Raw genomic sequence first — 13,535 nt, 5'->3', positions numbered from 1 at the left:
TGTCCCCTTGCGCGGCCTCCCCGTTGATGGGCACGCTCATCCTCGACCAGCACAGTGAGAGGCGGCGGCATGCGCATCGGACTGCTCGGCACCGGCCCCTGGGCCCAGATGGCCTATGCTCCCGCCCTGAGCCGGCACGGCGAGCTGGAGTTCGCGGGAGTGTGGGGCCGACGTGCCGCCGCCGCCAAGGAGTTGGCCGACAGCCACGGCGTGCGCGCCTACGACGACGTCGACACCCTCCTCGGCGACGTGGACGCCGTCGCCGTGGCCCTGCCGCCCGCCGTCCAGGCCGACTTGGCGGTGCGGGCCGCGCGGGCGGGGTGCCATCTGCTGCTGGACAAGCCGCTGGCGCTGACGGTGGAGGAGGGCCGGGCCGTCGTCGAAGCCGTCGAGGAGGCCGGGGTGGCCTCGGTCGTCTTCTTCACCGCCCGTTTCCAGCCGGATGTCGAGGCGTGGATCGCCGAACAGGCAGCCGTCGAGGGCTGGTTCACGGGCCGGGCGGAGTGGCTCGGCGCGGTGTTCAGCGGTGACGGAAGCCCGTTCGCGGACTCGCCGTGGCGGCGAGAGAAGGGCGCGCTGTGGGACGTGGGGCCGCACGCGCTGTCCGTGCTGCTGCCGGTCCTGGGTGACGCGCGGCGCGTGACGGCGGCCGCGCCGGGCCCCGGCGACACCGTCCATCTGGTCCTCGAGCACATCGGCGGCTCGTCGAGCACGCTCGCCCTGAGCCTCACGGCGCCGCCCGCGGCGGCGGGGGCCGCGGTGGAGCTGCGGGGCGCGGCCGGGGTGACGCGGCTCCCGGAGAGCACCGAGAGCGCGGTGTCCGCCCTGATCCGCGCCGGCGACGCCCTGCGCGCCGCCTCCCGCACCGGGCACGCGCACGCGTGCGACGCGGCGTTCGGCCTTCGGGTCACCGAGATACTGGCTGCGGCCGAAGGGATGTTGAACGGCGGAGCCTGACGGCGCAGCCACCCACGGGCTTCTGGAGAAGGTCCGCGCGGTGCACCGCCATGCGCTGCGGCTCGGGATGTCTTCGCGGGCCGGTGCTCGCCGGCCGGTGCTCGCCGGCCGGTGCTCGCCGGCCGGTGTTCGGGGGCCGGTGTTCGGGGGCCCGGTGTCACCGGTGCAGGACGGTCTCGCGCTGCATGTGCGACAGCTTCTCGGGGTTGCGCACGGCGTAGAGCCCGGTGATGAGGCCGTCGTCGATGCGTACCGCCAGGACGGTGTCGATCTCGCCGTCGAGCCGGAGAACCAGCGCCGGGCAGCCGTTCACCTGCGCCGGTTGCAGCGGGGCCTCGGCGGCGATGCTGGCCAGCCGGGAGGCGGCGAGTACGGCGGCCACGCTGTCGGCGCCGACCACGGGCGACAGCGTGGCCTGCACGACTCCCCCGCCGTCGCCCAGGAAGACGACATCCGGCGCGAGGATGTCGAGCAGGCTTTGCAAGTCGCCCGTTTCGACCGCCCGTTGGAAAGCCCCCAGTGCCTGTCGGGTCTCGGCCGGCGAAACGACTCCGCGGGGACGGCGCGCGGCGACATGCGAGCGGGCCCGGTGGGCGATCTGGCGGACCGCGGCCTGGGACTTGTCGACGGCTTCGGCGATCTCGTCGTAGCCGAGGTCGAACACCTCACGCAGGACGAACACCGCACGCTCGGTCGGCGTGAGCGTCTCCAGCACCAGCAGCATCGCCAGCGAGACGCTGTCGGCCAGCTCCACGTCCTCGGCCACGTCGGGAGCGGTCAGCAGCGGCTCCGGCAGCCAGGGGCCTACGTAGGTCTCCTTGCGGCGGCCGAGCGTACGCAGCCGGAGCAGCGCCTGACGGGTGGTGATCCGGACCAGGTACGCGCGCTGATTCCGTACGGCATCGAGGTCCACGTCCGCCCAGCGCAGCCAGGTCTCCTGGAGGACGTCCTCCGCGTCGGCGGCCGAGCCGAGCATCTCGTAGGCGACGGTGAAGAGCAGGTTGCGGTGGGCGACGAAAGCCACCGTGGCGCGGTCCGGGCGATCGCCTCGCCGCCCTCCCTCACCGCGAGCTCCGGGCGCGGTTTGCGACGTGCCGGCCATGGGTGGTTCCTCCGCCCTCTCGACGTTGTCACCCAGCAGACACCGGCCGCCGCCGTCCTGTGACATCGCGGCGTTGTGCGGCTCGTCACGCGACCGGCGCGTCACGGCGATCGGGCTGCCGGCATCCCGTGTTCGTCAGGACGCCGCGCGGCCGACCCGCACGGCGCACCATCCCTCGCACAAGGACGAAGCCATGGAACCCCGATTCAACATGCTCGCCAACGAGGTCGGCTCCAGGATCGCCAAGCGGACCTACAACGTCAGCCTGGTGATCGCGCAGTCGTCGCTGCCCAAGATCACCCAGGAGTTGGTCAGTCTCCGCGCCAGCCAGATCAACGGCTGCGGATTCTGCGTCGACGTCCACAGCAAGGAGGCGGCAGCGGCCGGTGAAACCTCGCTCCGGCTCAGCCTCGTCGCCACCTGGCGCCATGCCACGGTGTTCACGGAAGCCGAGCAGGCCGCGCTGGCACTCGCCGAGGAAGGCACCCGACTCGCCGACGCCCACCAGGGGGTGTCCGACGCGACCTGGGCGCAGGTGCGCAAGCACTACGACGAGGACCAGATCGCCGCGCTGGTCGGCCTGGTCGCCATGATCAACGCGTCCAACCGGTTCGGCGTGATCCTCAACAACCAGGGCGGTTCCTACGAACCCGGCCAGTTCGCCGCCATGACCAACTGACCGCCGGACCGGACGCACCGTCAGTCCTCGAACAGTTCCTCGCTCCACCGGAACCAGGCCCTGTCGCCCTCGATGTGCAGCAGGAACTCGGCGACAGGGCCGTCCGGTGAGGACAGCGAGACCCGTCTTCGGATCTCGTCGTAGGACGCCTCCCACGCCTCCCATATGTCCTCGGGGTCCCGCTCCAGCAGGGCGAGTTCACGGGCGAACAGGTCGCGGACCGCGTCGTACCCCGGGCCGGGCGTGAGCGGCCCGACAGCCACGGGAAGTCGGCCTCGTCGATCAGGATCTCCCCGACCGGCTCGTCACCGCCGCGCACCCGCCAGGCCTCACCGTCGAAACCCATGCCCCCACCTCCGCGCCCGCTGTCGATCCCACCGCCGACCAGCATGCCACCCGGCACTGACAGGCGGCCCGGACCCGAGGCCGGACCGCCCACCCTGTGCTGCCTCTCGGTGCTACTCCTCGCTACTCCGCGCTAGGACCGGCCCGCCGCATGGAAGTTGATGCGTTCCTTGACGACGGGGAAGCCCGCCTTGGCGAAGTTCGCGGCCATGGGGAAGTTGCCCTGGTCCGTCGCTCCGGTGACGAACTCCGCGCCCTGCTGGACGAGGAAGTGGGTGCAGTCCGCGAGGAGGTCGTAGGCGTAGCCGTGGCCGCGCTGTTCCGGGACGACTCCGATGAAGCCGATGGTCGGGCCCGAGGGGTTGTGTGCCGGGATGTGGATGCCGGCGAGGTCGCCGTCCGGGGTGTGCGCGACCTGCCACCACTCCCGTGGGGACGGGCACCAGTGGAAGAAGTCGAGTTCCTCCTGGGCGGCGCGGTCGAGGCCGCCCTCCTCGATGGCCCGCAGCGCATGGGCGTCGAGGGTGACGGAATGGATGCGGCGCAGTGCGTCGAAGAAGACCGCGTCGTCGGGTTCGGGGCGAAAGCGCAGGCGTCCGGGGCGCTCGGGCAGGCCGCGCTCGGGGGTCCAGCGGTACAGGAAGCGTTCCACCAGGAGGTCGTATCCGGCGGCACGTGCGGCGCCGAAGCGTGCCTCGGCGGCGGCTTTCAGACCCGGCTCGTCGCGCCAGCCGCCGGGCAGGTTGATCTCGAGTTCGACCTGCCAGGGGGCGGAGCGCAGCAGTTCGGCGCCGGCCTCCTCCTCGCCCTCGGCCACGTCGAACCAGTTGATGTTGATGGGTTCCGAGTCGTCGGGGCCGCCCCACCAGGCGCCGCGGGCGACGACCGTGCCGTCACGCAGGGCCACCCGCTGCCACTCGGGGCGGAACCGGGTCCGCCGGTGCCCCTCACGGGCGCCGAGCGGGTCGGGGTGGGCGTCGAAGAGATGGGCGTCGCTCGCGGAGAGCGCGCGGATGACCAGGTCGGTCACGGATTCCTCCGGGATACAGGCTGCTTGGAGCGCTCCCGGTCAGATCGTGAGAAGCACGCCGGGGCAACGGAAGAGGGAGCGCTGGAAAGGTGTGAATCGCACGGCACTCGCCTCCTTCCGTCCGTCTCAGGGCGTGAAGCCACACAGTACGTGATCTTTCGCAGGGGCGTCCACGGAATTTCCCGGCTCCGGGAGGCTGGGCTCGGCGTGGTCGGGAGCACGGTCGGGAGCACGGTGGGAGTGCCGGTCGGGAGCGCTCTCAGGGGCCCGTACGCCTTAAGTGAGCCTTAGGTCAGGGTTAAGCGGTCGTAGCCATTCCGTGGTCTTTCAAGTTCCCGCAGTTCACAGGGATTTGGGGTCCTCGCAGACCCGTTGGCTCACGCGGGGGCCGTGCGTAGCATCGGGGCCCGTCGGTGGCGGTGACGCTAGGGCCCGAGAGCGCTCTCAGATCGTCCGCTAGCCAGTGCGTCTCCCCACCGCGCAGCACCAGTACCCGCACACGTACTCCGGGAGACCCCCCACATGACATCCCGCCATCAGCGCCATCTCGGCCGACGCAGGCTCCTGTTCGCCCTCGGCGGCGCGGCCGTGGCCGCGCCCGCTGTCGCCGCCGTCGCCCCGTACGCCCTCGCGGGCACGCCCTCCGACGGCGGCCCGCGAGCCGCGGCGGACTCGCTGCCGCTCACGATCGTCAACGACAGCGGCTCCTTCGACAACGCGAGCGTCCACGTGTACATCGTCGGCAACCAGGACGGCAGGCAGGTACGCGTCACGCCCGACGGCACCCTCGCGCCGATCGCCCTGTCGGACAACGGCCCCGACGGCTTCACCGACTACGCCATCGGCCTGTCCGGCAGCGGCGAGACCCGGCTGTCCCTCCCCCGGATGTCCGGCCGGATCTATGTGGCACTCGGCCAGAAGCTGAAGTTCAAGGCCGTCACGGACGGCAACGGCAACGCGGCGCTGCAGTACCCGGCGGGCTGGGTCACGTCGGACCCCAACTACCCGGTGCTGCACGACTGTGCGGAGTTCACCTTCAACGCCGCCGGCATGTTCTGCAACACCACCATGGTCGACATGTTCAGCGTGCCGCTGAGCATCCGGCTGACCGGCGCCAAGGACCAGACGACGGGCACGCTGCGCGCCGGCGGACGTGCGGCCGCGTTCGCCGCGGTCCGCGAGGTCGGGGAGTTCGCCCGGCTCGTCGTGGACGACACGCGCATCATCGCCCCGGGGCACGGTCTGGACGCCGGCCTGTTCGCCAAGGACTACTTCGCGCCGTACATCGACGAGGTGTGGAGCACGTACACCGGGCGGGACCTCACCGTCACCACCAATGCGGGCACGTTCACGGGGCGGGTGCGCGGGGAGCGGTTCACGTTCGACGGGCCCGCCCAGGTGTCCTTCGCCAAGCCGTCCACCCGGGACGTGCTGTTCTGCGACGGCAGCCTCGCCGCCCCAACGACGGCACGAGCGGGCCGGTCGCCGCCGTTCTCGGCGCCGGATTCAACCGCTCGACGCTGATCAGCCATCCGGCTCAGCCGACGACCGACGCCGCCGCCTTCTACGGGACCGCCCTGACCAACCACTACGCCAAGGCGATGCACGCGGCCACCCAGGACGGCAAGGCGTACGGCTTCGCCTTCGACGACGTGGCCGACTTCGCGTCGTACATCCAGGACACGGCGCCGACGGGGATCCGGCTGACCCTCACGCCGTTCGAGGGCTGACGCGAGCCGATCCGCCCGGGCAGGTGCACGTCCCTGCCCGGGCGCGTGTCTGTCCCTGCCGGCGCGGGTGCCGGTCCGGGCCGCGGGCGGTTTCCCTCCGGGGCAGAGAGGTACCCCGGATGTCCAGGGGCCGACAGGTGCACAGCAGGGTTCTTCCGCCTCCGGATGCAGGGTCCGCTCCGGCGTTGAATGGTGATAACAGACCCGATGACCGCACCGGGCCCGAAGAAGTGATCCGGATCCGAGGAGCAGAGATGATGCCGACGTCCCAGCCCGAAGCCTCCGGGCCGTCCGGGGAGCGCGCCACCCCGGACGCCCTGCTCCACGCCCGCACCGGCACCGAGGTGTCCCCCGAGGACATCGTGCTTGCCTCAGGCAAGGACATCACGCCACGCAACCTGGAATGGGCCAAGCGCAAGCTGGAGGCAGAGGGTCCCTCCGCCCTCGACAAGCTGCTGCCCTAGCCGAGCCGGCCACGATCTGCATGGGTTGCCCTCGGGTGCGGGCGGCACCCGAGGCGGCCGCTTCCCCTGCCCGCGGACTCACCGGGCCAGGGCCGCGACGCCGGGCTGTTTCGAAGGACAGCCCTAGATGTCCATGGCTGATCCGAAGGCAGGCCTTAGATGTCCCTAGATGTGCCGGCCGGGGACGTTGGTCACGGGCGACGCGCCTGGGCCCCGTCCTCGTCCGGGCACAGCACCGGCACCCGCTGCACGAGGTTGTTGGCGAAGCCCCCGCGGTTCCACCGCTGGACCAGCGGCTGGGTGTGCCCTTCGGCGTCGGTGGCCCGCGCACTGAGCACATGCTCGCCCGGGGGCGCCGTCCAGCTGTGCCGCCAGCGGCGCCACGCCCACCGGTGACCGGAGTCCGGCTCCAGCCCGACCTCCTGCCAGGTGCGCCCCGCGTCCGTGCTGACCTCGACGCGGGTCACCGGTGCCTGCCCGGACCAGGCACGCCCCTCCAGGGCCACGGGGCCGGGCCGGACGACACGGGCCCGGGACATGAAGTCCGGGAAGCCGGGTGGGACCAGCAGGGCGCGGGGCGCGATACGGGTCACCGGCTCGCCCTCGTCCTCGGGGTGCCGGCGCAGCCGGTAGGCGACGGCTTGCTGGAAACCGGTGAACGGTACGTCCGTGACCGTCACCTCGCGCAACCACTTCACGTGTGCCATGCCGTACCAGCCGGGCACGACCAGCCGTAGGGGACGGCCGTGCTGCGGGGGCAGCGGGGCGCCGTTCATCGCGTACGCCACCAGCACCTCGGGATCGGTGCCCGTGGCCACGTCCCGGGGGAGCGCGCGCCGGTAGTCCTGCTCGACGCCGCGCTCGACCCCGTGATCGGCGCCGGTGAAGACCACGTCGACCGCGTCGGGCTCGGCTCCTGCCTCGGCGAGCAGCAGGCGCAGGGGTACGCCCGTCCACTCGGCGGTGCCGACAGCCTCGACGAGCCAGGGCTGGCTGACCGGCCGGGGGTCAGCAGGGCCCGGCCGTTGCCCGCGCACTCCAGCGTGACCCGGGTGGTGATCTGCGGGAACGCCCGCAGGTCGGCCAGGTCCAGGCGCAGCGGACGGCGGACGCGGCCGCCAAGGGTCAGGTGCCAGGGGGTGTCGTCGGGGACGTACGGGATGTCGTAGTGGGTCAGGACGTAGTGCAGGCCCGGCGGGGTGAGCTCGTATCGCAGGGCTTCGAGCGGGAGGCCGTGGTTGCGGGTCGCGAGCGCCAGTTCGTCCCGGCCGATGCCCTCCTCCGGGGCGGCCAGCCGGGCCGGTGCGCTCGCGTCCGCGAGTCGAGGACCCATAGCCGCATTATCGCCCGATATCCACGCATTGGAGACGCTCCGACCGCAATCGCCCGGGACGGCCATGAGCACATCGGCGTCGGCAGGACGGAAGCACAACTTCCCTGCGTCCTCCGGCACTTCACACCGGCAATGGTTTTCCGCTCACCCTTTCGTCAAGGGTCCCGCGGCTGTCAGACTCCGGAAGGTGCCCGACTTCGACATGCTCGTCATCGGATCCGGTCCTGGTGGCCAGAAGGCCGCCATCGCCGCGGCCAAGCTGGGCCGCCGGGTCGCCGTCGTCGACCGCCCCGACATGGTCGGCGGCGTCTCCATCCACACCGGCACCATCCCCTCCAAGACCATGCGCGAGGCCGTGCTGTACCTGACCGGCCTCACCCAGCGCGATCTGTACGGACAGAGCTACCGGCTGAAGGAGGACATCACCGTCGCCGACCTGACCGCCCGCACCCAGCACGTGGTCGGCCGTGAGGTGGACGTCATCCGCAGTCAGCTGGCCCGCAACCACGTCACCCTCTACGCCGGGACCGGCCGCTTCGTCGACCCCCACACCGTCGCGCTGCGCGAGGTCACCGGCCATGAACGGCTGCTGACCGCCGAGCACATCGTCATCGCCACCGGCACCCGGCCCGCACGGCCCGACAGTGTGGAGTTCGACGGGCGGACGATCATGGACTCGGACAACGTCCTCACGCTGGAACGGGTGCCGCGCTCCATGGTCATCGTCGGCGCCGGTGTGATCGGCATGGAGTACGCCTCCATGTTCGCCGCGCTCGGCAGCAAGGTCACCGTGGTGGAGAAGCGCGCCGGGATGCTCGACCTGTGCGACGTCGAGGTGATCGAGTCGCTCAAGTACCACCTGCGGGACCTCGCCGTGACGTTCCGCTTCGGGGAGACCGTCGCAGCGGTCGAGCGGCATCCCCGGGGGACGCTGACCGTTCTGGAGAGCGGCAAGAAGATCCCCGCCGACGCGGTGATGTACTCGGCCGGCCGGCAGGGGCTCACCGACGAGCTGGACCTGGACAAGGCCGGGCTGACCGCGAACGCGCGCGGCCGGATCACGGTCGACGAGCACTACCGCACCGAGGTGCCGCACATCTACGCCGTCGGCGACGTCATCGGCTTCCCGGCACTGGCCGCCACCTCGATGGAACAGGGGCGGGCGGCGGCCTACCACGCCTGCGGGGAGCCCGTCGGCCGGATGCACAACCTCCAGCCGATCGGCATCTACACCATCCCCGAGATCAGCTTCGTCGGGCGGACCGAGGACCAGCTCACCGAGGACCGGGTGCCGTTCGAGGTCGGCATCTCCCGCTACCGCGAGCTGGCCCGCGGGCAGATCATCGGCGACTCGCACGGGATGCTGAAACTGCTGGTCTCCCCCGAGGACCGCACGTTGCTCGGTGTGCACTGCTTCGGCACGGGGGCCACGGAGCTCATCCACATCGGGCAGTCGGTGATGGGCTGCGGCGGAACCGTCGACTACCTGGTCGACGCGGTGTTCAACTACCCGACGCTCGCGGAGTCGTACAAGGTCGCGGCGCTGGACGCCACGAACAGGCTGCGGCAGATCGACCACATCGGCGACTGAGGCCCTTGCGTCAGGTCTCCTGGTCGCCCTCCGGCAGCCGGGTGTCGTCCTCGATGACGTGCATCGCGGCCTCCTCCGCGCCGGCCGCGCCGGCGTCGACACCCTTGTCGAAGGCGATCTCCTCCTTCGTGGTGTCGGGGTGGGCCCCTTCGTCCGGGGCGACCAGGCGTCCGGCTCGCTCGGCGCCCGCCTCGGGGTCGACGGGCTCACCCTCGCCGCCCGGCAGGTCACCCACACCGTCACTGACGGGCTCGGCCACATCGGGGACCTCCTGGGCGAGCCGCTCGTCGAGGGTCTCGCCGTCGCGCTGTTCGGCGGCCGTGACACCGTGCTTGGTCACGCCGAGCGGCTTCTCCGGCGGGGAGTAGCCCTCGTCGAGGGTGTCGTCGTAGGTCCGCTCGTCGACGGCGTCCTGCAGGTCGAGCGGCGCCGCGTCCTGCTGCTCCTCGTTGCTTCCGGTGGGCTGGTACGCGTCGTCCGCCATCGGCTCGGAGGGCGTGCGTTCGGTCCCCATGGCTGCCTCCCTCACTCGCGCGTGTCGGCTGGTTCGGCTCGTGCATGTCCTGAACCGCGTTTCCCGTTACGCGCGCTCCAACCCCGGAAGATTGCACCGCTCTTGAAGGCTCAATGAGTGGGGCTATCATCACTCGCACACACGGCGTGACCGTACGGCAACGCAACGGCGTACCGTATCCGCCACCCCTTTGTGCCGCCCCTGACCCGAGGTCATCCCCTCTCCGGTTCGTGGCGTCGTTCCACCCCCCACACCCTTACGCCGTCGGGGCCGGTCGGCCCTCGCGTCGTGCAAGACGGAAAGCAGCGCATCCATGGGCAACAGCAGGGGCAGAGGGCTGCAGGCCAATGTCCTCGGTATGTTCGACACGGTGGTGATGGCGGTCGCGGGCAGCGCTCCGGCGTACTCGATCGCCGCGACCACGGCGGTCCTCGTCGGGGCAGTGGGCCTGGCCAGTCCGGCCGCGCTGCTGTACTGCGCGATACCGATGCTGGGCATCGCGCTGGCCTTCAGCTATCTGAGCCGGATCGACGTGAACGCGGGCGCCAGTTACTCCTGGGTGGGGCGTACCCTGCACCCCTTTCTGGGTTTCATCAGCGGCTGGGCACTGGTGATCTCGGCGACCATCTTCATGGTGGCCGGTTCCCTGCCGGCCGGGTCGATGACGCTCGCCCTCTTCGACGAGGAACTCGCGGACAGTACCGGGCTGTCCACGCTGGTCGGCGCCGGCTGGTTCCTGATCATGCTGTTCGTGGTGCTGGGCGGCGCGCGCCTCACGGTCCGGGCGCAGCTCGTGCTGTCCGGGGTCGAGCTGGCCATACTGGCCCTGTTCGCCGTCCTCGCCCTCTTCCACTCGGGCAGTGCCCGGGCGTTCGACTGGTCCTGGCTCGGCTTCGGGCACTTCGACGGGGTGACGGGCTTCGCCTCGGGGGCGCTGATCGCCGCGTTCTACTACTGGGGCTGGGACGTCACCAGCAACCTCAGTGAGGAGACCCGCAACAGCCGTCGTACGACGGGTCTCGCGGGCCTGATCGGGGTGGGCATCGTGTTCCTGCTGTTCGAGGTGTTCACCATCGCGGTGAACGTCATCCTGTCCTCGAAGCAGATCCAGGACAACGACGCCAATGTGCTGGCCGTGCTCGGTGAGGAGGTGTGGCCGGGCTGGGGCGGCAAGTTGCTGGTCGTGGCGGTGATGCTGTCCACCGTCGCCACCCTGGAGACCACGCTCATCCAGGTCACGCGCTCGCTGTTCGCGATGGGCCGGGACCGTACGATGCCGTCCGCGCTGGGCCGTGTGCACCGGCGGTGGAACACCCCGTGGGTGGCGATCGCGGTGGTCGGCGTGGTGGCGCTGGCGATGTTCATCGCCTCCAACGCCCTGGGCACGGTGGGCGAGATCCTCTCCGACGCCATCTCGGCGATCGGGCTGCAGATCGCCGTCTACTACGGGCTGACAGGTCTCGCCGTGGTCGTCGCCTACCGCAGGATGCTGCTGAAGTCGGTGGCCAACTTCGTGCTCGGCGGTCTGTGGCCATTGTTCGGCGCCCTGTTCATGTTCTGGATCTTCGTCGAGTCGCTGGGCGAGCTGAGCCGTTCGGCGGTCGCGATCGGCATCGGCGGCCTCGCGGCCGGGCTGGTCCCGATGCTGTGGTACTGGCGGCAGGGCAGCGACTACTACCGGCCGGCCAAGCTGGACGCCGCGCGGACCGTCGAGGCGGACTACGTTCCTGCCGGCGCCGACGGCCCGGACTCCCTTGTCCACGAGGGTCTTCCCACCGACTTCTGAGGGAGGCCCCGATGGCGAAAGGCAGTTCCAGACGCGACTTCGCTCCCGACTTCGACCCCGACTGCGGGGACGCGCCCCTCACTTGTGCCCGCCAGGACATCGTCATCGGCCGCTGGCAGGGGCTGCGGGAGCTGCTGCGGGCCACCGGTCCCGACTGGCTGGTCCGCGGCCACCGGGTCCGGCTGCTCGCGCAGGCCTGTGCGGGCAGTTCGACGGTGGAGTCGTGGCTGGCCGCCGAGCCGCACAGCGCCGACGCGCTGGTGCTGCGGGCGGCCACGGAGACGACCCGGGCCTTCAATCTGGCCATCGCCGCGGGCCGGGGCGTGCCGATCGACACCCAGCGCATCGACGCCGCGGTGCTGTCGTGCCTGAAGGCCGCCGACGCGTACCCGGACGACCCGACGCCGTGGATCTCGCTGATCTCCGCCGCCCGGCTGTATCCGTCGGGTGTACGACGGCAGGAACTGGGCCGCTGGTGGGACGAGTTGCACCAGCGCGACCCGTACAGCGTGGAGGGGCATCTGCAGGTGCTGCACTACTACTCCTCGCGCTGGCACGGCACCCACGGCCTGATGTACGACTTCGCCCGCGACGCGGCCGGGGTCGCACCGCCCGGCTGCCCGCTGCCGGTGCTCGTGCAGTACGCCCGGGTCGAGGAGTTCCGCTACGCCCTGGACGCGGCCAAGGGCCGGCACGCCTCCCTGCGGCTCGGCCAGCACTGGAGTCACGACGGCGCCGTCAGCGACGTACGCCGCACCTGGGAGCGCTGGATCACCAACCGCACCCCCGACGACGTGGCCCCCGGCGAGCTGCGCGACGTCAACTACCTGGCACACGCGGCCTGTTACGCCGGGGTCCACGACATCGCCGCTTCCCTGTTCCGGATGCTGGGGCGCCGAGCCACGCGGGCCCCGTGGGCGTACACCGGCGATCCGGAGAAGCAGTTCGTCAGGTGGCGGGGGAGGTGGGGCTGCGGGGGTGACCGGCTCACCGGCCGTCCACTTCTCCTCGATCCGGCCGATCCGCCACACCAGCGGGCGGAAGATCCTCACCATGGAAGGGGAAAGTCCAGGGTGATCAGGGCGCGGCGTTCGGGCCGTCCGGGCGGCTGTGGCGCTGCTCGACCATCTCGCGGCTCAGTTCCTCCGTCTCCGGCTCGGGCAGCCGCTCGAAGCCGTCCTCGGTGATCACCGAAACGGTGGGGAAGATACGGCGGTTGATGTCCGGTCCGCCGGTCGCCGAGTCGTCGTCCGCCGCGTCGTACAGCGCGTGCAGCGCGGCCAGCGCCGCCTCGTGCCGGGACATCCCCACCCGGAACAGCTTCTTCAGAGCGCCGCGGGCGTACGGCGATCCGGAGCCCTCGGCGTGGAAGTCGTACTTCTCGTACGGTCCGCCGGTGACCTCGAAGTCGAAGATGCGGCCTCGCGCGCCCTCGGGGGCCTTGACGTCGTAACCGGCGAGGAGCGGTACGACGGCGAGGCCCTGCATGGCCTGGCCGAGGTTCTGCCGGATCATGCCGGCGAGCCGGGACGCCTTCGCCTTGAGGGTCATGGGGATGCCCTCGATCTTCTCGAAGTGCTTCAGCTCGACCTGGTAGAGCTTCACCATGTCCAGCGCGAGTCCGACGGTGCCGGCGAAGGCGACCGCGGTGTAGTCGTCCGCGGGGTGGACCTTCTCCAGGTCGCGCTGGGCGATGAGGTTGCCCATGGTGGCCCTGCGGTCGCCGGCGATCAGCACACCGTCGCGGTAGGTGAGGGCCAGCACCGTGGTGCCGTGCGGGAAGCGGTCGGGTGCGGCGCGGACGCCGTCCGGGAAGGGGCGGCGCATGGGCAGCAGGGCAGGGCGGTGTGCCGCCAGGAACTCGGTGAAGGACGAGGTCCCCGGAGTGAAGAACTCCTCCCCCAGCCGCCCTTCGTGCTCACTGCTCGCCATGGCACTCCCCCTCCTGCGTCCGGCCGACAACCGGACTCCTACCTGAACCGGCCGACCGGGAAACGCCTTTGG

Annotated in this window: 9 protein-coding genes and 4 pseudogenes; 7 read left to right on the top strand and 6 right to left on the bottom strand. The window is 71.0% G+C overall.

The window, feature by feature from the left end; translation table 11 throughout:
* Positions 1-69 precede the first annotated feature (69 nt).
* A complete protein-coding gene (locus tag ACQEV2_RS40100) occupies positions 70-957 on the top strand; it encodes a Gfo/Idh/MocA family protein (protein WP_433053421.1) in 888 nt (295 codons plus the stop codon).
* Between the two features lie 157 nt (positions 958-1,114).
* Here ACQEV2_RS40100 and ACQEV2_RS40095 read toward each other — a convergent pair whose 3' ends face one another.
* Entirely contained in the window at positions 1,115-2,059 is a 945-nt protein-coding gene (locus ACQEV2_RS40095; RefSeq protein ID WP_433053418.1) for an RNA polymerase sigma-70 factor, read from the bottom strand.
* Between the two features lie 193 nt (positions 2,060-2,252).
* Here ACQEV2_RS40095 and ACQEV2_RS40090 point away from each other — a divergent pair, with 193 nt between their 5' ends.
* A complete protein-coding gene (locus ACQEV2_RS40090; RefSeq protein WP_433053415.1) occupies positions 2,253-2,738 on the top strand; it encodes a carboxymuconolactone decarboxylase family protein in 486 nt (161 codons plus the stop codon).
* Positions 2,739-2,758: 20 nt separating this feature from the next.
* On the opposite strand, the pseudogene ACQEV2_RS40085 reads toward ACQEV2_RS40090, so the two are convergent.
* Both ACQEV2_RS40085 and ACQEV2_RS40080 read right to left on the bottom strand, forming a co-directional pair.
* A pseudogene (locus ACQEV2_RS40085) lies at positions 2,759-3,084 on the bottom strand (hypothetical protein).
* A gap of 132 nt (positions 3,085-3,216) precedes the next feature.
* On the bottom strand, positions 3,217-4,113 hold the full coding sequence (locus tag ACQEV2_RS40080; RefSeq protein ID WP_433053412.1) for a GNAT family N-acetyltransferase: 897 nt from the start codon (positions 4,111-4,113) through the stop codon (positions 3,217-3,219).
* A 522-nt stretch (positions 4,114-4,635) separates the two neighbouring features.
* Between ACQEV2_RS40080 and ACQEV2_RS40075 the strand changes: the two are divergent.
* A pseudogene (locus tag ACQEV2_RS40075) lies at positions 4,636-5,843 on the top strand (beta-1,3-glucanase family protein).
* A gap of 257 nt (positions 5,844-6,100) precedes the next feature.
* Positions 6,101-6,307: a hypothetical protein gene (locus ACQEV2_RS40070; RefSeq protein ID WP_433055163.1), complete on the top strand. Its 207-nt coding sequence runs from the start codon at positions 6,101-6,103 to the stop codon at positions 6,305-6,307.
* A 191-nt stretch (positions 6,308-6,498) separates the two neighbouring features.
* On the opposite strand, the pseudogene ACQEV2_RS40065 reads toward ACQEV2_RS40070, so the two are convergent.
* Positions 6,499-7,640 (bottom strand): annotated as a pseudogene (locus tag ACQEV2_RS40065) (sulfite oxidase).
* A 187-nt stretch (positions 7,641-7,827) separates the two neighbouring features.
* Here ACQEV2_RS40065 and sthA point away from each other — a divergent pair.
* The gene (gene sthA, locus ACQEV2_RS40060; protein WP_433053409.1) at positions 7,828-9,231 is read left to right on the top strand and encodes a Si-specific NAD(P)(+) transhydrogenase; all 1,404 of its coding nucleotides are present in this window, start codon (positions 7,828-7,830) and stop codon (positions 9,229-9,231) included.
* Between the two features lie 10 nt (positions 9,232-9,241).
* Here sthA and ACQEV2_RS40055 read toward each other — a convergent pair whose 3' ends face one another.
* Positions 9,242-9,745: a DUF5709 domain-containing protein gene (locus tag ACQEV2_RS40055; protein WP_433053406.1), complete on the bottom strand. Its 504-nt coding sequence runs from the start codon at positions 9,743-9,745 to the stop codon at positions 9,242-9,244.
* Positions 9,746-10,058: 313 nt separating this feature from the next.
* Here ACQEV2_RS40055 and ACQEV2_RS40050 point away from each other — a divergent pair, with 313 nt between their 5' ends.
* On the top strand, positions 10,059-11,531 hold the full coding sequence (locus tag ACQEV2_RS40050) for an APC family permease (protein ID WP_433053403.1): 1,473 nt from the start codon (positions 10,059-10,061) through the stop codon (positions 11,529-11,531).
* Between the two features lie 11 nt (positions 11,532-11,542).
* Positions 11,543-12,490: pseudogene (locus tag ACQEV2_RS40045) on the top strand (hypothetical protein); the annotation flags it as partial.
* Between the two features lie 118 nt (positions 12,491-12,608).
* Here the strand turns inward: ACQEV2_RS40045 and prcB are convergent.
* On the bottom strand, positions 12,609-13,463 hold the full coding sequence (prcB, locus tag ACQEV2_RS40040) for a proteasome subunit beta (protein WP_433053400.1): 855 nt from the start codon (positions 13,461-13,463) through the stop codon (positions 12,609-12,611).
* Positions 13,464-13,535: the final 72 nt, after the last annotated feature.

It is taken from the genome of Streptomyces sp. CA-251387 (assembly GCF_050936625.1).
Lineage (GTDB): Bacteria > Actinomycetota > Actinomycetes > Streptomycetales > Streptomycetaceae > Streptomyces.
This window is presented reverse-complemented; position numbering and strand designations above follow the sequence as displayed.

Bases quoted from the DNA above. Each gene is read 5' to 3' on its own strand.
- ACQEV2_RS40100 (WP_433053421.1), top strand. From the start codon at position 70: ATGCGCATCGGACTGCTCGGCACCGGCCCCTGGGCCCAGATGGCCTAT.
- ACQEV2_RS40095 (WP_433053418.1), bottom strand. From the start codon at position 2,059: ATGGCCGGCACGTCGCAAACCGCGCCCGGAGCTCGCGGTGAGGGAGGG.
- ACQEV2_RS40090 (WP_433053415.1), top strand. From the start codon at position 2,253: ATGGAACCCCGATTCAACATGCTCGCCAACGAGGTCGGCTCCAGGATC.
- ACQEV2_RS40070 (WP_433055163.1), top strand. From the start codon at position 6,101: ATGCCGACGTCCCAGCCCGAAGCCTCCGGGCCGTCCGGGGAGCGCGCC.
- ACQEV2_RS40055 (WP_433053406.1), bottom strand. From the start codon at position 9,745: ATGGGGACCGAACGCACGCCCTCCGAGCCGATGGCGGACGACGCGTAC.
- ACQEV2_RS40050 (WP_433053403.1), top strand. From the start codon at position 10,059: ATGGGCAACAGCAGGGGCAGAGGGCTGCAGGCCAATGTCCTCGGTATG.
- prcB (WP_433053400.1), bottom strand. From the start codon at position 13,463: ATGGCGAGCAGTGAGCACGAAGGGCGGCTGGGGGAGGAGTTCTTCACT.